This window comes from Halobacterium jilantaiense (genome assembly GCF_900110535.1).
GTDB classification, from domain to species: domain Archaea; phylum Halobacteriota; class Halobacteria; order Halobacteriales; family Halobacteriaceae; genus Halobacterium; species Halobacterium jilantaiense.
Map to the genome: position 1 here is coordinate 2473321 of NZ_FOJA01000001.1, position 17315 is coordinate 2490635.

18 protein-coding genes are annotated in these 17315 nt (G+C 69.7%); 10 read left to right on the forward strand and 8 right to left on the reverse strand.

Translation table 11 applies throughout. The annotated features are described in order from the left end of the window. Positions 1–79 precede the first annotated feature (79 nt). Positions 80–418 carry a DMT family transporter gene (locus tag BMW35_RS12915; protein ID WP_089669951.1) on the forward strand — a complete coding sequence of 113 codons (339 nt, stop codon included), beginning with the start codon at positions 80–82 and terminating at the stop codon, positions 416–418. A gap of 4 nt (positions 419–422) precedes the next feature. Here the strand turns inward: BMW35_RS12915 and gpmI are convergent, their stop codons facing one another. Further along, positions 423–2021 carry a 2,3-bisphosphoglycerate-independent phosphoglycerate mutase gene (gene gpmI / locus BMW35_RS12920; protein WP_089669952.1) on the reverse strand — a complete coding sequence of 533 codons (1599 nt, stop codon included), beginning with the start codon at positions 2019–2021 and terminating at the stop codon, positions 423–425. Between the two features lie 312 nt (positions 2022–2333). Next, positions 2334–2570: a hypothetical protein gene (locus BMW35_RS12925; protein WP_089669953.1), complete on the reverse strand. Its 237-nt coding sequence runs from the start codon at positions 2568–2570 to the stop codon at positions 2334–2336. A gap of 110 nt (positions 2571–2680) precedes the next feature. Between BMW35_RS12925 and BMW35_RS12930 the strand changes: the two genes are divergently transcribed. The 3 genes from BMW35_RS12930 to BMW35_RS12940 all read left to right on the forward strand — a co-directional run bounded on the left by BMW35_RS12930 (position 2681) and on the right by BMW35_RS12940 (position 6376). Further along, positions 2681–3919, forward strand: coding sequence for a DNA double-strand break repair nuclease NurA (locus BMW35_RS12930; RefSeq protein WP_089669954.1), 1239 nt, complete (start codon positions 2681–2683; stop codon positions 3917–3919). Between the two features lie 90 nt (positions 3920–4009). Then, a complete protein-coding gene (locus tag BMW35_RS12935; protein ID WP_089669955.1) occupies positions 4010–4759 on the forward strand; it encodes an ABC transporter ATP-binding protein in 750 nt (249 codons plus the stop codon). Continuing rightward, positions 4760–6376: a hypothetical protein gene (locus BMW35_RS12940; protein WP_089669956.1), complete on the forward strand. Its 1617-nt coding sequence runs from the start codon at positions 4760–4762 to the stop codon at positions 6374–6376. It abuts the gene before it with no gap. Positions 6377–6383: 7 nt separating this feature from the next. Here the strand turns inward: BMW35_RS12940 and BMW35_RS12945 are convergent, their stop codons facing one another. Next, positions 6384–6731 (reverse strand): DUF7113 family protein, encoded by a 348-nt coding sequence (locus tag BMW35_RS12945; protein ID WP_089669957.1) that lies wholly within the window; start codon positions 6729–6731, stop codon positions 6384–6386. Between the two features lie 167 nt (positions 6732–6898). Between BMW35_RS12945 and BMW35_RS12950 the strand changes: the two genes are divergently transcribed. Together BMW35_RS12950 and BMW35_RS12955 are read left to right on the forward strand one after the other, a co-directional pair. Next, positions 6899–8692, forward strand: coding sequence for an ATP-binding protein (locus BMW35_RS12950; protein WP_089669958.1), 1794 nt, complete (start codon positions 6899–6901; stop codon positions 8690–8692). A 48-nt stretch (positions 8693–8740) separates the two neighbouring features. Next, positions 8741–9166 carry a universal stress protein gene (locus BMW35_RS12955; RefSeq protein WP_089669959.1) on the forward strand — a complete coding sequence of 142 codons (426 nt, stop codon included), beginning with the start codon at positions 8741–8743 and terminating at the stop codon, positions 9164–9166. A 161-nt stretch (positions 9167–9327) separates the two neighbouring features. Here BMW35_RS12955 and BMW35_RS12960 read toward each other — a convergent pair whose 3' ends face one another. Next, entirely contained in the window at positions 9328–10470 is a 1143-nt protein-coding gene (locus BMW35_RS12960; RefSeq protein ID WP_089669960.1) for a CBS domain-containing protein, read from the reverse strand. 109 nt (positions 10471–10579) lie between these two features. On the opposite strand from BMW35_RS12960, the gene BMW35_RS12965 reads away from it, so the two are divergent. Beyond that, a complete protein-coding gene (locus BMW35_RS12965) occupies positions 10580–10915 on the forward strand; it encodes a lycopene cyclase domain-containing protein (protein ID WP_089669961.1) in 336 nt (111 codons plus the stop codon). 264 nt (positions 10916–11179) lie between these two features. After that, positions 11180–11611, forward strand: a complete 432-nt coding sequence (locus BMW35_RS12970) for a universal stress protein (protein WP_089669962.1) — start codon at positions 11180–11182, stop codon at positions 11609–11611. Position 11612: 1 nt separating this feature from the next. Here the strand turns inward: BMW35_RS12970 and BMW35_RS12975 are convergent, their stop codons facing one another. From BMW35_RS12975 to BMW35_RS12985, 3 genes are all read right to left on the reverse strand, one after another. Next, a complete protein-coding gene (locus BMW35_RS12975; RefSeq protein WP_089669963.1) occupies positions 11613–12065 on the reverse strand; it encodes a DUF7960 family protein in 453 nt (150 codons plus the stop codon). Between the two features lie 67 nt (positions 12066–12132). Further along, positions 12133–12870: a universal stress protein gene (locus BMW35_RS12980; RefSeq protein ID WP_089669964.1), complete on the reverse strand. Its 738-nt coding sequence runs from the start codon at positions 12868–12870 to the stop codon at positions 12133–12135. A 2-nt stretch (positions 12871–12872) separates the two neighbouring features. Continuing rightward, positions 12873–14300 (reverse strand): APC family permease, encoded by a 1428-nt coding sequence (locus BMW35_RS12985; protein ID WP_089669965.1) that lies wholly within the window; start codon positions 14298–14300, stop codon positions 12873–12875. 165 nt (positions 14301–14465) lie between these two features. Here BMW35_RS12985 and BMW35_RS12990 point away from each other — a divergent pair, with 165 nt between their 5' ends. Both BMW35_RS12990 and BMW35_RS12995 read left to right on the forward strand, forming a co-directional pair. After that, entirely contained in the window at positions 14466–15470 is a 1005-nt protein-coding gene (locus tag BMW35_RS12990) for a DUF7490 domain-containing protein (RefSeq protein ID WP_089669966.1), read from the forward strand. Continuing rightward, on the forward strand, positions 15467–15829 hold the full coding sequence (locus tag BMW35_RS12995) for a DUF8060 family membrane protein (RefSeq protein WP_089669967.1): 363 nt from the start codon (positions 15467–15469) through the stop codon (positions 15827–15829). The genes BMW35_RS12990 and BMW35_RS12995 overlap by 4 nt, the downstream gene beginning before the upstream one ends. 69 nt (positions 15830–15898) lie before the next feature. Here BMW35_RS12995 and BMW35_RS13000 read toward each other — a convergent pair whose 3' ends face one another. After that, a complete protein-coding gene (locus BMW35_RS13000) occupies positions 15899–17227 on the reverse strand; it encodes a sulfatase family protein (RefSeq protein ID WP_089669968.1) in 1329 nt (442 codons plus the stop codon). Positions 17228–17315 lie beyond the last annotated feature (88 nt).

The window sequence follows — 17315 nt, forward strand, 5'->3', positions numbered from 1 at the left end:
GCAAGTAGCTGCCGGAAACGCGCCGCAAGTGGCACCGCGTTCGGAAACCCACTTTCCCCGGCCGAGCGACACGGCACTCGTGCAACCATACGTGTACCTCGCCGTGGCCATCGCTGCGGAAGTGACCGGGACCACCGCGCTGAAGCTCTCGGCGGGATTCTCGAAACCCCTGCCGAGCGTCGTCGTCCTCGCGGGCTACGCGAGTTCGTTCTACTTCCTCGGTCTCGTCTTGGAGGAGCTTCCGGTCGGGGTGGTGTACGGGACGTGGGCGGCCGTCGGCATCGTCGCCACGGCGCTCGTCGGCGTGGTCGTGTTCGAGGAGACCGTCGACGTGGCCGGGCTCGTCGGACTCGCGCTCATCGTCGCCGGCGTCGTCGTGCTGAACGTCGTCTCGGACGCCTACACGCCGGCGCACTGACGCGTCACTCCAGCAGCGACGACCCCGTCATCGCCGCTGGCCGGTCGAGGCCGAGCACGTCCAGCAGCGTCGGGGCGACGTCCCGGAGCGCGCCGCCGTCGCGGATGGAGTGCCCGCCCGACAGGTCCGCACCGGTCGTCGACGGGTCCAGCGAGACGAACGGCACGGGGTTGAACGTGTGAGCGGTGTGGGGCTCGTCGGCCGTCCCCATGTCGTCGGCGTTCCCGTGGTCGGCAGTCAGGAAGACGTGCGCGCCCTGCTCGCGGGTCGCTCCACTCCCCGCTCGCCCATTCGGCGACTCGCTCTGCTCGTCGCCCGCCTCGGTGAGCGCGGGTACCAGCCGCCCGAGTTCCCGGTCGACGGCCTCGACCGCTTCGACGGCGGCGTCGAAGTCGCCGGTGTGCCCGACCATGTCTGGGTTCGCGTAGTTCAGGACGAGCACGTCCGGGTCGTCGGTCGCGAGCGCGTCCAGCACGGCGTCGGTGACCGCGGGCGCGCTCATCTCGGGCTGCTGGTCGTAGGTCGGCACGTCCGGGCTCTCGACGATGCTCCGGCGCTCGCCCTCGAACTCGACCTCGCGGCCGCCGTTCAGGAAGTACGTCACGTGGGCGTACTTCTCGGACTCGGCGACTCGGAACTGGGTGCGCCCGGCGTCGGAGAGCACCGAGCCGAGCGTGTCCGCTGGCTCCTCGGCCGGGAACGCCACCGGGAGGTCGAACGTCTCGTCGTACTCGGTCATCGTCACGACGTGGGCGTCCGGCGGACTCGTCTCGACGCCCTCGGCTTCCCAGTCTCCGGGCTCGATGTCGGCGAGCAGCCGCGTGAGCTGTCGGGCGCGGTCGGCGCGGAAGTTCGCGAACACGACGGCGTCGCCGTCCGAGAGCGCCGCGCCGCCCTCGACGAGCGTGGGTTCGACGAACTCGTCGGTGTCGCCGCGCTCGTACGAGTCGGTGACAGCGTCGACCGCCGAGGCGGCGCGGTGGTCGGCGTCCCGGTCAACGATCGCATTGTACGCGGCTTTCGTACGCGCCCAGTTCTGGTCGCGGTCCATCGCGTAGTACCGCCCCGAGGCGGTCGCCACGTCGCTGGTCCCGTGCTCGTCGGCGACGGCTTCGAGGCTGGCGAGGTAGTCCTCGCCGCCGGTCGGAGACGTGTCCCGGCCGTCCGTGAACGCGTGGACGGCCGCCTCGACGCCCCGGTCGGCGGCGCACTCCACGAGCGCGTGGATGTGTGTCTGGTCGGAGTGGACGCCGCCGTCAGAGACGAGGCCGAGGACGTGCAGCGTCCCGCCGGTCTCGGCGACGTGGTCGAGCGCGCCCGCGATGGCGTCGTTCCCGCAGAGTTCGCCGGCCGCGATGGCGTCCTCGATGCGCGTGTACGCCTGCTTCACGACGCGGCCCGCGCCGATAGTGAGGTGGCCGACCTCGCTGTTGCCCATCTGTCCGTCGGGCAGCCCCACATCCCGGCCGGACGTGGTCAGCGTCCCGAACGCGCCTCGGTCGGCGTACTCGTCGAAGTTCGGAGTGTCGGCGGCTTTCACGGCGTCTCTCCTGTCGTGGTCGCCGAGCCCCCAGCCGTCCAGAATCACGAGCGCGGCCTGCATGCCCGGGACTGCGGCAGCCGGGAGTATGTAGGTGTCGTCTCTCTGGAGCAGGGTTCGACGTAGCAGGCGGCGTCTCGTACTCCCCGCTCGATTCCCTGCTCGCTACCGGTTGTGGAATCCAGCGTGGTTCTGCTGGCTTACCGGCCGGTAGCTGGGCGGACTGAAAGGGGCGGGCGGCTCGCGTTTACGTGGTCGCTTCGCCGGCCACTATCCCGAGTGTAACGAGGGATATGCCGGCGAACGACTGCGAGCCGCCCGGGGCTTTCGAAGGCGTGTTGTCAAGAGAATCGTCAGAGAATCAGCCCGCTCTCCCTAGTCGTCGTTGTCGAATTCGGCACCGCACTCGCCACAGACCATGTGGTCCGTGGGCGGCGTTCGCTGGGCGGCCACGGTGCCGCAGTCGGGGCAGACGCTGTACGGGCGTTCGTCGGCGGGCGCGCCCGGGTCGACGTCGACGTGAATCCAGGCGTCGGGGTTGGTCTCGTCGTAGAGTTCGACGCCGTCGTCGGTGCGCCGCCAGTTCACCGAGTTCGCGCGGTGTTGCTGCATCCACGGCGAGCTACCACGCCCGAGCAGTTAACAATTCTGACAAAAGTTGCTTCGGTCGCGAGTAAACGCCGGTCGGGAGCTACTTGTGGCTCGCCCGTCCACTCCCCGGCATGACCCTCGACCCCGTCCACTTCGACGGCATCGCGGACCTCGCGGCGCGCATCCGCCACGAGGTGGACGCCGAGGAGCACCGCGACCTCGCCGACGAGACGTGGCGCGACTTCCTCGACCCGCTGTACGGCGACGACGGTCCGGTCCTCGAACCCCTCGACGACCTCGCGAAACGCGCCGCCCCAATCGAGGAACTCGCGCTCCAGCCCGAGCCCTTCGACACCGCCCACGGCCTCGATTCCGGCACCATCAACCCCCGGACGTTCACGAACGGCCTCGTCCTCGACCTCGCGCAGGCCGCGATGAGCGCGACGCCCTCGGAGTTGGACTGCCACCGCGCTCGCACCACCATCACGAGCGTCCACTCCAACGACGCCACCGTCGACATGGGCACCGACTGGCAGAAAGCGGACGAGGGCTACTGGCGCGGTCGCATCGTCCAGACCGCGCCCCTCGCCCGCGACCAGGAGCGCGTCGTCCACGGGCTCGCGCTCTATCTCGCGGAGAGCCACCACGCGCTCGAACACGCCCACCGCGTCGACGACCTCCTCCTCCTCGACGGCCCGGTCTACCCGAAACAGCTCGTGAAGTGGGCGGACCGCCACGCCAGCCTCGCCGACCTCGTCACGCAGAACGAACTCGTCGGCGAAGTGCTGGAGAACTACGTCCGGCTCGTCGAGGACTTCGCGGACCGGGGGGTCCCGCTCGCCGGCTTCGTGAAGAGCCCCGCCAGTCAGGCCCTCGTGCGCGCGCTCCGCGACCGCGGCCGCCCCACGCCGTGGGCGACCGACGCCGCGTTCTTCGGGCAAGTGCTCGAACGACGCGAGTTCGACGGTGAGAACTATCGGCGGCTCACCGACGAACTCACGTGGACGTGCTGGTTCACGTCGACGCTCGGCGCGGACGGCGTGTTCGCGGACGCGGAGGAACTCGGCGTGGACCGCGACCTCGACGCCGCCTGCTACGAGGTCGCGTTCTTCGTCGTCTACGACCCCCGGACGGACCTCGTCCACAAGGTCGAACTCCCGCGCGTGTTCGCCGACGACCCCGAGTGCCGAGCGGCCGTCGAGCGCTACGTCACCAGTCAGGTCGCCGCCGAGGCCGGGCCGCCCGAGCCCGTCGGGAAGGCCGACGAGCTCGCGCGCATCGGCAGCGACGAGAAACAGGAACTCGTCCGCAAACTCGAACAGTCCTTCGAGAGCCGCGAGGACCGCAACTACGACGACCACCGCTGGTAGCCAGCAGCGGTCCGTGACGGCACCAGAGCCGGTGTCGGCCGCGAGAACACCCGCCCGGTTTTAAGCCACCCGAGCAGAGACGAGTCACCAATGACCGACCGCGCCATCGAAACCCAGAACCTCGCGAAGCGGTACGGGGACACGACGGCCGTCGAACGCCTGAACCTCGCAATCCCCGAACGCTCGGTGTACGGCTTCCTCGGGCCGAACGGAGCCGGGAAGACGACGACGATGCGGATGCTCACGACGCTCACGAAGCCCAGCGGCGGCACCGGCACCGTCGCCGGCGCGGACATCACTGACCGCGACGCCGTCGTCTCGAACATCGGCTACCTCCCCGAGGAACCACCGCTGCACGCCGAACTCACGGCGCGCGAACAGCTCCGGTACGTCGCCGGGCTCCGTGACCTCCCCAAGGCCCGTGCCGAGGAGCGCATCGACGACCTCCTGGCGCGGTTCTCGCTCGCCGACGACGCCGACCGCCGCATCTCCGCGTACTCGAAGGGCATGAAACAGAAGACCGGCATCATCCAGGCGATGCTCCACGACCCGGACGTCCTCTTCCTCGACGAACCCACGTCCGGCCTCGACCCGCGAGCCGCCCGCACCGTCCGGGACACCATCGCCGACCTCGCCGACGGCGACGCCACGGTCTTCCTCTCCACGCACATCCTCCCCGTCGTCGACGAACTCGCCGACACCGTCGGCGTGCTCTACGACGGCTCGCTCGTCACCGAGGGCTCCCCGGACGCGCTCAAGCAGCGCGCCGAGACCGGCGACGAACGCACCCTCGAGGACGTCTTCCTCGAGGTGACCGGCGGCATCGGCGAGGAGGCGTAGATGCCGGGGCTCCCCGACACCGGACACGCCACCAGCATCGCGTACACCCAACTCCGCGTCGGCTGGCGGAAGGTCCGTGACAAGAGCATCGCCCAGGTGCTCGCGTACGGCCTCCTCGCCCTGCTGATGGTCGTGTTCACCGCGGCCGGCACCTGGCTCGCCCACCTCGCCGGCCAGGAGTACGTCGACGACCCCGGTGCGGCCGGCGAGCTCGTCGGCCTGATTCCGGCCGCAGTCGGCGTGTTCACGCTCACGATGACCGCCTACCTCACCGCGCTCCAGCTCGGCGACATCGACGTCCGCGACGGCTACCTCACGACGGTGCCCGCCCGAGACGTCGTCGGCGGGCTGCTCGCCGCCGGCTACCTCCGCGTCACCGGCATCTTCGCCGCCCCGCTCGTGGTCGCCGGCGCGGGATTCGCTGTCGGCGCGGACGCGCCGCTCGCGTTCCTCTCTGTCGCCGTCGCCGTCCTCGCGCTCACCGCCACAACGTACCTCGTCGGCTTCCCCGTCGGCGCTGCTATCGCCTACCTCCTCGGGCAGTCCGAGTTCGTCGACCGCTACAAGACCGCGCTCGGCGCGGCGGCCTTCCTCGCCTACCTCGCGTTGCTGTTCACGAACAACCTCTACGAGGTCGCCCGGCCCGCCGTCGAGGCCGTGCAGGCGTCGCCGGTCGCGTGGTACACGGACCTCGCGTTGCTTCCCGTCCCGGGTGCCGACGCGAGCGCCGCCCGGGCCGTCGGCGTTCTCGCCGGCTCGGTGGTTGTCGGCGTCCTCGCCGTCCTCGCCAGCGTTCGCGCCTCCGAACGCCGCTGGTACGACGACAGCGCCCACGCCGAAGTCAGAGCCACCGATTCCGCCTCTAGCGGCCGCCTGGACGACCTGCTCGGCCGCCGGACCGCGTGGGTCGCCCGGAAGACCTGGCTGCGCGCGCGCCGCGCGCCGCTCAAACTCGTCTACGTCGTCTACCCCGTCTTCGTGCTGTTCGCACCCCTTCAGGGGAGCATCGAGGCCGGCCGCGTCACCGCCTCGCTGCCCGCGACCGTGACGCTGTACGCCGCTTGGGCGACCGGCGCGCTGTTCACGCTCAACCCGCTCGGCGACGAGGGTGCCGTCCTCCCCATCAGCGTCACGTCCGGGGTCTCCGGCCGCCAGTTCGTCGGCGGACTCGTCGCCGCGAGCACGCTCGTCGGCACGCCGGTCACACTCGTACTCGCCGCCGCGCTCGGCGTCCTCGGCCCGCTCTCGGCGGTCGCCGTCGGCTGCCTCGTCGTCGCCGGCGCGGTCCTCCCCGCGCTCGCGGCGACCGTCGCCGCCGGCGTCGGCACCGCGTTCCCGAAGTACGAGGCCACGAACATCACGCGCAGCCGCGAGGCCGTCGTCCCCTCGCTGTGGTCGTTCGGCATCTACACCATCGTCTTCCTGGTCACGGCCGGCCTCGCCACCGGCGTCCAGTCGCCGACGGTCGCCGACGCGCTCGCCGACCTGCTCGGCGTCTCGCCGGCAGCCGTCCACGTCGGCGGGCTCGTCGTCGGACTCGCGCTCGCCGGCACTGCAGCAGCCGTCGCCGCTCGCACCGCTGTCGGAGCGTTCGACGACTACACGAGCGACGGCTGACTCGCCCTCAGAAGTCCGCGTCCGCCTCGTGTTCGCGCACGACCTCGACGTCGACGTCCTCGCGGTCGACGCCGATGCGCGCGAACTGCGTCCGCACGTGTTCGCGGGCGGCCTCCAGCGCGGCGTCCCGCGTCTCGAACCCGCGGGGCATCGGCGACTCGAAGGCGACGTTGACGTCCTCGCCGTCCACGGTCTGGACCTGGCCGCCGCTGTCCACCGCGTAGAACTCGTCGCACACCCAGACGTAGGGCGCGGCCTCGTCGGGTGCCCCCTTGAACGACGGCGCGGACTCGCCGCGCTCGTAGAGGGTGCCCGTCAGGGCCGTTCCGCCCGCAGACCCGCGTACCAGCAACATACCCGGAGTAGGGAGCCGACACGGAAAAGACCGCGGAACGGGGGCTACGTGACCGCTGCCACGAGGTCCGAGCGAACGACCCAGCGGCGGCCGCGGCGGATGCCGGCCGGCTGAACTGGTGTACCTCAGGGGAAAGGAGTTAGGCGCTGGGCGGTCACCGCTCGTCCATGAGCGACCTGGGGGACTTCGCGGACCACGGCCGCGACACTACCGACGACGCGGACGACGGGAACGCGAGCGAGGACGATTACGACCGGCCGGAACTGGACGACGTCGGCAGCGACGACGGCCTCGGCGCGCTCGCCGTCTCCGAGGGTCTCCGCATCCACGAGGACGGCCGCGAGACCGAACTGAAGGCGTACGTCACGGCGGGCAATCGGTCGGCCGTCCGCCTGGGCACGTACCTTGTCGCGCCCTATCCGGGCGGCGAGAAGCTGTTCTGCAAGATTACCGGCCTGGAGTACGTGCAGGCCTTCGAGAGCGACGACGCGACCGAGATTCACGCCCGGCGCGCGATGCGCACCGACGGCGTCGACGAACAGGACTACAAGTTCCTCGCGGACCTGGAGCCGGTCGCCGTCCTCTACGACGAGGGCGACGACCTCAAGCGCCGAATGGCCGACCGCGTGCCGAAGCCCGAGACCGTGGTTCGGGCGGCCGACGACGCCACCGAAATCAAGACCGGGCTCAAGATTCCGGAGGACGGCGTGTTCCTCGGGCACCTCTCCGTCGGCGGCGAGAAGGTGCGGACGGCCGCCGAGCCGCCGACCATCGACTACCGCGTGAAAGACGACTACGAGGCCGGCGACCCGCTGGTCTTCCGGCACACCCTCATCGCGGGCGGCACGGGCTCCGGGAAGACCCACGGCGCGAAGAACGTCCTCCGGCAGTACCTCCACGAGGACCGCCGGTACCCCGTCTCCTCCGGCGGCCCCGAGCGGCGGATGGCGGTCGTGCAGTTCGACCCGCAGGACGAGTACGCCCAGATGCACGACGACAACCCCGACGCCGACGCCAGCGACGAGCGCCAGTGGGAGACTCAGGGGCTCGCGCACGGCGGCCACGACGACACCGTCGCGTTCGTCCCGAAGGTCGGGTCGGCATCGTACGCCGCCGACCACCACGCCGCCGAACAGGTCGAGTTCACGGTGCCGTTCTCGATGGTGCGGGACAACCCCTGGCTGGTCGCGTCCAGCGGCCTCAACGACAATCAGTACGGCGCGCTCCACCTGCTGCTCGGGCGGTTCTTCGACCAGTACGGCGAGTCCGGGACCTACCGCGAGTTCTGCTCGTTCCTCGACGACCCCGCGCTGAAGGAGGAACTCGACGAGTCCGGGCGCGTCCACGAGGCGACCTACGAGGCCGTCCTGCGCCGGGTGAACGGCATGCCGAACGGGCTGTTCGACCAGGACGCGCGCTCGATTACGGACCTCGTCGAGGACCGCCAGTTCGTGCGCCCGGGTCGGCTCTCGGTGGTGCCGACCTACCACGTCAGCGACTCGCGAGCCGCCGAGACCGTCGTACTCGCGGTGTCGAGCCTGCTCGTCGACCAGAAGCTCTCGAACGACCCGCGCTACGAGACGATCAAGGAGACGCCGCTGCTCGTGGGGATGGACGAGGCGCACAACTTCCTCTCTGACGCGGACAGCGTGCAGGCCCGCAAAGTCGTCGGGAAGTTCACCGAGGCCGCCAAGCAGGGCCGCAAGGAGCGACTGGGCCTGTTCCTCATCACGCAGGACCCGCAGGACATCGCCGACCCCGTGTTCAAACAGGTGAACACCACCGTCGTCCTGAACCTCGGTGACGAGGACGCGATTCAGGCCGTGAACATCCCGTCGTCGCTCCAGTCGAAGGTCCCCTACATGGAGAAGGGCCAGATGGTCGTCTACTCGCCGGACAACTCCGAGCCCGTGGAGATTCAGGGGCTGGCGACGTGCGTGACGCGGCACGGTCGCGACTGACGGGAACCAGCCACCCCCTTTATCTCGGGGGGCGTCGAACTGCTAGGTATGACACACGTACTACTTCCCATCGACGGCTCGCCGCAGTCCGACGCCGCCCTCGAGTACGCGCTCGAAGAGTTCGAAACGGCCGAAATCACCGCCCTGAACGTCATCGACCCCATCGAGGCCGGGTACACGTCGCAGGCGACGGTGCCGGGCTACTCCGAGGAGTGGTTCGAGCAGTCGAAGGCCGCGGCCGACGAACTGTTCGCGGACGCCCAGGAGGTGGCCGACGAGTACGACGTCGAACTGCAGACGGCGACCGAGGTCGGGCGGCCGAGCCGCACCATCGTGAACTACGCCGAGGACGAGGGCGTCGACCACATCGTGATGGGGAGCCACGGCCGCTCGGGCGTCTCCCGCATCCTGCTCGGCAGCGTCGCCGAGAACGTCGTGCGGCGCTCGCCGATGCCGGTGACCATCGTCCGGTAACTGGCAGCCCGCACCGACGCCTCCTGCGGACGGCTGGTCTTCTTTCTCGGTCTGTCGCGAACAGCGAGAACGCAGCGTGCCGGCGTCAGCGAACGGGCAGCGAAGAAGATAGCGTGACGCGGCGGACTGCGGACGTACCGCGCCCGCCGACCTCTAACCGATTAGAGCTCGTTCAGCTTCCGGAGGAGCTGGCCCTCGTACTCCTCGTCGTGTTCGATGCCCTTCAGCTCGAGGACGTTGCGTTCGAGCTTGTCGAGGGCGACGTGGAAGGAGTTGTCCGCGCCGTAGCCCTCGCCCGTTCCCGCAATCTGGCCCTTGTTCGTCCGCAGCCGAATCTGGGACTGAATCAGGGGGGTGCCGCGGAGCTTCTCCTTGTGCTTGGAGAGGCGGACGTGAGCGTGGTGGACGCGCATGTCGCCGTACTTGGCGGCGACGTCCTCGATGCGCTCCCGGACTTCCTGTCGGGAGAGCGCGTCCAGCAGGTCGATGTTCGTGATCTGGACGTCGAGGTGCTCCTCCTCGGTGTAGGAGAGCGCGCGCAGGACGTCCGTCTTGGTGAGGATGCCGCCGACCACGCGGTCGTCGTCCTCGGGCGTGACGATGACGCCGGAGTAGTCGTTCTCCAGCATGCCCTCAACGGCGTCGCGCACGGAGTCGCCGAGGCTGGCGGTCTCGACGGGGCTGGTCATCTCGTCGTAGACCGGGAGGTCGAGCAGGCGCTCGACTTCGCCGCGGCGGTCGCCGCGAGTGGTCTTCTCAGTGTCGCGGACGACGAAGTCCACGATGTCGTACCGCGTCACGATACCGGAGAGGAAGCCGTCGTCGTCGACGACGGGGAGCCGCGAGATGCCGTGCTCGCGGAGGAGGTTGATGACGCGCCCCATCGTCTCGTCCTCCTCGACGGTGACGACGTGCTCCGTGTAGATGTCGCCGACGTCGAGGGCGTCGAGGTTCTCCAGGACGGCGGCGAGAATCGCGTCCTCGGTGACGACGCCCCAGAGCTTGTCGGCCTCGAAGACGGGCGCGATTTTTGTGCCGCCCTCGACCAGCATCCGGGCGGTGTCGCGGACGTCCTCGGTCCGCTCGACCTTGGGCGCGTCCGTGACCATGGCGGCGACCTTCGTGTCGTCGCCGATGTGGGACTGAATGAGCTGGCGCTCCGTGACGACGCCGGCGTACTGGCCGGCCTCGGTCACGATGATGCCTTTCGGGTTCTCGCTCTCGAAGATAGACCGCACTTTGCCCAGTCGCTCTTCGGCTTCGACCTCGATGTAGTCGTTCGTCGCAATGTCAGAGATATCCATGGGCCTTCACTCGGAGAGACGCCCACCATCGTCTTGAACCTTGTTGCGTGTCTCAGTCTACTGGACGACCGGGGGTGGAGTTTACTCGTCGGGGATCGTAGGTGCGGTCGTGCTCCCCGACATCGGCGCGGTGTTCGGCCCGTACACGTACCTGGCCTCCGAGGTGGCGTTCGGGACGCTGGCAGTCGTGTTGCTGTCCCGCGCGGCGGCGCTGCGGCGCGCGGCCGTCACCGTAGCCGCGCTCTACCCCGTGGCGTACGTCTGGGACTGGTACACGCTCACTATCGGCGTGTTCAGTATCGAGTTACGGACCGGCGTGGACCTGCTGGGCATCCCGGTGGAGGAACACATCTTCATGGTGGTGGTGCCGGCGCTCGTGGTGGCGTTCCACGAGACGATACACGGCCGCGAGCGCGACGACGACCGGGGTGGCGATGGTGTGTGAGTCGGTAGCGACACCACCAGACACTTAGTTATGTATTACCAACACGTTACTGGGCACGGAGCGTGCCCGACCCGACCCACCCACCCGGAACCCGAGCGGTGACGCGGCCCCCTCCGCGGCCGCTCCGCCCTTCGACGCGACGCTCCCCGCCGCGCGACCGCGTTCTCGCCGATACGTCCCCGAGTAGGCCGCGCGTTCCACACCCGCAACGAGATTACGACTGGTAACCGCAGGCTGATAGCGGTCCTCCGCCAAGCGGATGGCATGTACGACAGCGTCCTGGTTCCGACCGACGGCTCTGACGGGACCGACGAAGCGGTCACGCACGCCATCGATATCGCCGGACAGTACGACGCCACCCTCCACACGCTCTACGTCGTCGAGTCCACGCGCTCGAACGAGACACCGGGCGACGACCCGCTCGGGCGCGTGCAGGACGCCGGCGAGGACGCGGTCGACGAGGTCGCCGAGCGCGCCCGGTCGGCGGGCGTCACGTCGGTCGAGACGACCGTGACCCGCGGCGTCCCCGCGAACGAGATTCTCGACTACGTCGCGGACCACGGCGTCGACGTGGCCGTGATGGCGACGGCCGGCCGCAGCGGCGAGTCCCGTGACCTGCTCGGCAGCGTCGCCGAGAGCGTCGTCCGCGAGTCGCCCGTGCCCGTGTTGCTCGTGAACGTCGGCGAAGCGCTCTGAGCTACTCGCCGTCGGCGGCCGGCGTCCCGGTCTCGGCGCGCTCGTCGAGCACCCACTGGACGAGCAGCGCCTGCACGCGCTCGCTGTCGGACGCGTCGCCGTCGCCGGACAGCGCCCGCTCGCTCCGTTCGAGCAGGTCGGCCTCCACGCCCGAGTGGTCGGGCTCGTCCCTGATGTCGTTCAGCAGCGCCTCGAAGTCCTCCCGGAGGTCGAACGACGCCCGGGCGACGTTGCACTTCCCGAGGGGGTTCTGCCCGAGGTCGAGCACGAGGTCCCGCACCAGCTCCCAGTCGCTCGCACAGAAGTGAATCGACACCTCGCCCTCGACGTCCTGCCACGCGATGGGGTCGCTGTTCGCCATCTCGGGGATGGCGGCCGGCGGCAGGTCGACGCGGGCCGCGGTGTCTGGGTCGTCGCAGAGACAGCACGGCTGCTCTGTCTTCCCCGTGTACATGTTCGGCGCTACGGACGCGAGGGTCTTCTGTCTGCCCGTGCCGGCACTCGGGACGGCGGCGGGCGGATTACGCGCCGTCGTCCTCGTCGGCGGGCCGCTCGCGCTGGACGACGAGTACCGGCCCGAGGAACCGGTCGGCGACCTGGTCGGCCGGCAGTCCGAAGACGTACGTCGCCAGCGAGGGGTCGGTCTCCCCCATGACGACGGCGTCGTAGTCGTCGGCAGCGCCCACGATGGCGTCCGGCGCGTTGCCGTCGTGTTCGACCCGCGTCTCCAGCCGGTCCTCGTCGACGCCGAGCCCGACCAGCCGCTCCACGAGACCGTCCAGGAGCGTCTCGCCGTCCTCCTCGGTCTCCCCCTGGCCGACGAGGTGGTACAGCGTGACCGTCACGTCCCGGTCGCCGAAGACGCCCGCGACCACCCGCGTCAGCCTATCGGCACCGACGGTCCCCCGGACAGCCACGAGCACGTCCTCGATGTCACCGGTCGAGTTCGGCGCGAGCACCGCCAGGCAGTCCTGCTCGTAGATGGTCCGGTCAATGGTCTGCTGGCCGTCGTGGGTGAACACGAGCCGGGTCTCGACGGTCGCGCCCGCCCCTTCGAACAGTTCCCGGAACTCGGCGAGGCGGCGGTTCGCCCGGTCCTCGAACTGGAGGCGGGCCTGCCCGGCCGCCGTCTGGTCGGGAATGACGTGGTAGCCCAGCAGGACGACGTTCGCGTCCGCGAGCAGTTCGGGGACGCCGTCGGGAATCGATTCGCCTTCGAGCACGCGCACCGGAACGAGTATCGAGGGTATGTCTGTCATGGTCAGATTGCTCCCTGGAGGTCGACGCTGCCCGCGTAGTAGCGGTACCAGCCGTACGACGCCGCCATCACGACGACGCCGACGCCGATGGACGCCGGCTGCATGAACGCCACGAGCGCGAAGCTCGCGAGCGCGCCCAGCACCGGCACCACCGGATAGCCGGGCACTTCGAAGCTCGGGTCGTACCACTCGGGGTCGCGACGGCGGAGCACGACCAGCGTCACGCACATCAGGCCGTACATCACGAGGTGGAGGAACGACGCCACCTCCGCGAGGAGTTCGACCTGCCCGGTCGCGACGAGTACGACGATGGGGCCGCCGGCCGCGAGCAAGGCGATGTGCGGCGTCCCGTACCGGAGGTTCACTTCGCTGGCCTTCCGCGGCAGCAGGGCGTCCCGGCTCAGCGCGTACACCGACCGGGACGCGCTCAGAATCGAGGCGTTCGCCGAGGAGAACGTCGCCAGCAGTCCGGCAGCGAGGATTGCGATTGCGCCCGGCGTCCCGAGCAGGTCGCGGGCGACTTCCACCATCGCCGTCTCACCGAACTGCCCGAGGCGGTCGGCACCGAACGCGCTCGTCGCGACGAAGATGGTGACGACGTAGAACACGGTGACGACGACCACCGACCCGACCATCGCCAGCGGGAGGTTCCGGCTGGGGTCTTTGATTTCGCCGGCGACGGTCGCGACCTGCGCGAACCCCAGGTAGGAGGTGAACACGAGCGCCGCGGTCGACAGCACCGGGAAGTAGCCCTGCGAGAAGAACGTCTCCGGCGCGGTCTGCCGACCGAACACGCCGACGGCGTCGAGCACGCCGTACGAGAGGAACACCGTTAGCACCACCAGCAGCACGCCGACGACGACGTTCTGCACCGCCGACGTGTTCTCGGTGCCGCCGATGCTCACGGCGGTGAGCACGACGCCGAACACCAGCCCGGTGGCGATGACGGGACTGAACCCGAGCGAGACGCCGAGTTCGGTGAGGACGGCGCTGGCGTAGTGCCCGAGCCCCACGAGGTAGAACGCCGACGCGAACATCAGTCCGAGCCAGAGCCCGAGCCCGACGATAGCGCCGTACGCCGTCCCCATCCCGCGGGAGACGAAGTAGTACCCGCCGCCGCTGCGCGGCATCGCGGTCGCGAGCTCCGAGGTCGGGAGCGCCACGAGCAGTGCGACCACGCCGCCGATGGCGAACGACAGCGTCGCCGCCAGTCCGGCGTTCTCGGCGGCCAGTCCGGGGAACACGAAGATGCCGGCTCCGATCATCGTCCCGACGCCGATGGCGAGCCCGCCCGTCAGTCCGATGGTGCGTTCGAGCTGGGTGTCGTCGTGTTCGGTCGTCTCGTCTGTGACCGTCCCGGCGTCCGTCTCGGGAGTCTCGCCCGCGACGTTCTCGCCGCCCCGGTCTGCGTCTGTCGGCTCGTTCGACACGCGGTACTGTTCTCACAGCGATGCGATAAATCCGGGTGGTGGTCGGACCGAGGCGACACCGAGTGGTTCCGGCCGTGGACCCTCAGTGGGGCGGCGACCGGGTCGGAGAGAAATTCCACCGACGTAACCACAAGACACTTGACGTTTATCGGGCCACGAGGTGGCATGGACCGCGAACGGCTCCTCGCTGTCGGCATCGGCGTCGTCGTCGTCGCGTCGGCGCTCGCGGCCGTCGCGATACCGGGCGTCGTCGCCGACACCGACCGCGAGGACGTCCGGCCCGGCCGCGTCGACGTCGAAGAGGTAACCATCGCGGCCGACGGCACGTCGTCGGGGACTGTCGACCTCTCGGTCACCGCCTACCTCGACCACCGCGGGGGTGACTCGGAGAACGTCACCGTCGACGTGCGCGCGGTCGGTCTCGACTCCGGACTGGTCGAGACCACTCGCAGCGTCGACGTCGACACCATCTCGGGCGACCGCGAGGTCCCCGTGACCGTGGACGTGCCGGTCGCCCGCGACGGCGGCTACCGGGTCGAGACCGTGCTGTACGCCGACGACCAGCGCGTCGCCACGGTCGCCAAGTCCGTCCGCGGCGTCGGCAGCGTGCAGGCCGGCGGGCACGTCACCTTCCACCGGTTCGGTGCCGGATTCCCCGCCGTCCAGTACTCGGTCCGCGACGTCGACGGCAACACCACGACCCTCGACGTGTCGACCTACCTCACGAACCGCGGCGCGGAGCCGTCCAGCGACGTCTCCGTGGCGCTGGTCGTCAGGCAGGCCGACTCGAACGTGATTGCGGCCCGGACGACCGTCCCGGTTGACGACGTCGACCCCGGAGCGACGGTGACGCCGCAGGCGACCGTCGACGTGCCCTCGGAGTACAACTACTACCTCGACGCCATCCTCCGGAAAGACGGTGTCGTCGTCGACACCGCGCGCGGCGCTGCCAACCTCGACCCGCAGGAGCGCATCGAGGCGAACACGACGGTCCGAGACACCGGCCTGCGCGTCGAGGACTTCGAGACAACGGGCGGCGAGCAATCGGAGATCGACGCGGACGGCGGCGGGGCGTCGGGCGGCGACGTCCCGGGATTCGGCCCGGTCGTCGCCCTCCTCGCTGTCGCCGCAGCAACCATCCTCACCGCCGCACGGAGGCGGTCACCATGAGTGACACAGACCGAACCCAGTCGACCACCGACGACGGCGACGCGCCAGCGGCATCGACAGCCGAGACCGACACCGACGACGGTAGCGATGGTAGCGGCCGTCGCACCGCCGATAGCGCTCGTGACGACCGCAGCGACGTTCGCGACCTCATCCTCCGGGGAGCCCTCGTTGTCCTCGGGTTCGTCGCCGTCGTCGCGCTCGTCCAGTTCTACACCAGCGCCGTCGCCGTCATCAACGAGTGGGTCGGCCGCGAGTACCGGGCGCTGTTCCGCGCGGCGTTCAACCTCGTCGTCCTGCTCGCCGCCGGCATCGGCATCTCCGCCGTCGTCCGCGAGCTCACCGGGGGCGACGCCGCGTGACCTCGGGCACGGCTTCGTAGCCGGACGAGCCCCCGGGAGTGGAGCGTCGGCGGGCGGCCGGCCGGCGTCTCACCACGGTTCGATGGTCTCCATGTCCGCCGGCGGCACCGGCCCGTCGAGCAGCGGGTCGTCCGTCCGCCGCATCCACGCCACCAGCCGCTCCTCTAGTTCCGCACGGACGGACTCGTAGGCCGCCTCGCCCGCGAGGTTCGTGGACTCGGTCGGGTCCGATTCGAGGTCGTACAGCTCCTCGTACGGCCGGTCGGCCGAGTAGTACTGTTCGCGGACCTCGCGGCCCGCCCGGCTGACGAAGACGTCGGTCGTCAGCGTCACCGTCGGGAGGTGCCAGAAGTTCCGGACGTACTTGTACTGGTCCGTGCGGACGGCCCGAATCGGGTTGTAGCGGCCGTGCCAGGTCAGCTCCGAGAACACCTGCTCGCGGGGGAGGTACTTCTGGTCCGTGAGCAGCGGGAGGAAGCTCCGCCCGTCCACGTCGCCCGGGTGGGTGACGTCTACCAGGTCGAGAACTGTCGGGAGCACGTCGACGTTGCTCACGAGTTCGTCGTACCGTCGGCCGGCGTCGACGACGCCGGGCAGGCGCGCGACGAGCGCGGCCTCGATGCCGCCGTCGTAACACGACCCCTTCGCGCGCGGGAACGCGATGCCGTGCTCGGTCGTGAACAGGACGAGCGTGTCGTCCCGCAGGCCGCTGTCGTCGAGCGCGTCGACGATTCGCCCGACGGCGTCGTCGATGGCGGCGACCATCCCCTCCAGTTCGGCGAGGTCCTCGCGGACGCCCGGTCCGTCTGGGAGGAACGGCGGGCAGTCCACGTCCTCGGGGTCCGGCGGGTCGTAGGAACCGTCGTCGAAGCGGAAGAGGCCGTCCACGTCGATACGGTGGGCCTCGAAGAAGCCGACAGACGCGAAGAACGGCTCCGCGTAGGCGTCCGCTTCGAGGAACGTCTCGACGGTGTCGGCGACGGTGCGGGCGCGAGTGTCCGCCAGCAGCGCCGCGGCCGAGGGCTTGACCCGCCACGTCGTGTGGTCGTGCTGGAAGCCGACGCTGCGCGGGTCCTCGGTGACGTGCTGGAGGCCGAAGAGGTGCGTCTCGTAGCCGGCGTCCGCGAGCAACTCCGGCATCGCTGGCACGTCGTCGTCGAGTTCCCAGTGGTGGTGGGCCAGCCCCATCAGTCCGTTCACGTGCGGGTAGCAGCCCGTGTGGAGGCTCCCCCGTGACGGCGAACACTGCGGTGCCGTGACGAAGTGGTTCTCGAAGACCGCGCCCTCTCCAGCCAGCGCGTCGAGGTTCGGCGTGTCGACGCTCCGGCCGTAGCTGCCGACGTGTCGGCCGAGGTCGTGGCTGTGGACGAGGACCACGTTCGGCCGTTCGTCAGTCATCGTCCTCCGGGCGTCGCTGGTGTCTCCGGCACAGTCATCGGTTCGTGTCAACGTACCACCTACAGTTCGGTAAAGCCTCGTGTCGCTG

Bases quoted from the DNA above. Each gene is read 5' to 3' on its own strand.
- gpmI (WP_089669952.1), bottom strand. From the start codon at position 2,021: ATGCAGGCCGCGCTCGTGATTCTGGACGGCTGGGGGCTCGGCGACCAC.
- BMW35_RS12925 (WP_089669953.1), bottom strand. From the start codon at position 2,570: ATGCAGCAACACCGCGCGAACTCGGTGAACTGGCGGCGCACCGACGAC.
- BMW35_RS12930 (WP_089669954.1), top strand. From the start codon at position 2,681: ATGACCCTCGACCCCGTCCACTTCGACGGCATCGCGGACCTCGCGGCG.
- BMW35_RS12935 (WP_089669955.1), top strand. From the start codon at position 4,010: ATGACCGACCGCGCCATCGAAACCCAGAACCTCGCGAAGCGGTACGGG.
- BMW35_RS12940 (WP_089669956.1), top strand. From the start codon at position 4,760: ATGCCGGGGCTCCCCGACACCGGACACGCCACCAGCATCGCGTACACC.
- BMW35_RS12945 (WP_089669957.1), bottom strand. From the start codon at position 6,731: ATGTTGCTGGTACGCGGGTCTGCGGGCGGAACGGCCCTGACGGGCACC.
- BMW35_RS12950 (WP_089669958.1), top strand. From the start codon at position 6,899: ATGAGCGACCTGGGGGACTTCGCGGACCACGGCCGCGACACTACCGAC.
- BMW35_RS12955 (WP_089669959.1), top strand. From the start codon at position 8,741: ATGACACACGTACTACTTCCCATCGACGGCTCGCCGCAGTCCGACGCC.
- BMW35_RS12960 (WP_089669960.1), bottom strand. From the start codon at position 10,470: ATGGATATCTCTGACATTGCGACGAACGACTACATCGAGGTCGAAGCC.
- BMW35_RS12970 (WP_089669962.1), top strand. From the start codon at position 11,180: ATGTACGACAGCGTCCTGGTTCCGACCGACGGCTCTGACGGGACCGAC.
- BMW35_RS12975 (WP_089669963.1), bottom strand. From the start codon at position 12,065: ATGTACACGGGGAAGACAGAGCAGCCGTGCTGTCTCTGCGACGACCCA.
- BMW35_RS12980 (WP_089669964.1), bottom strand. From the start codon at position 12,870: ATGACAGACATACCCTCGATACTCGTTCCGGTGCGCGTGCTCGAAGGC.
- BMW35_RS12990 (WP_089669966.1), top strand. From the start codon at position 14,466: ATGGACCGCGAACGGCTCCTCGCTGTCGGCATCGGCGTCGTCGTCGTC.
- BMW35_RS12995 (WP_089669967.1), top strand. From the start codon at position 15,467: ATGAGTGACACAGACCGAACCCAGTCGACCACCGACGACGGCGACGCG.
- BMW35_RS13000 (WP_089669968.1), bottom strand. From the start codon at position 17,227: ATGACTGACGAACGGCCGAACGTGGTCCTCGTCCACAGCCACGACCTC.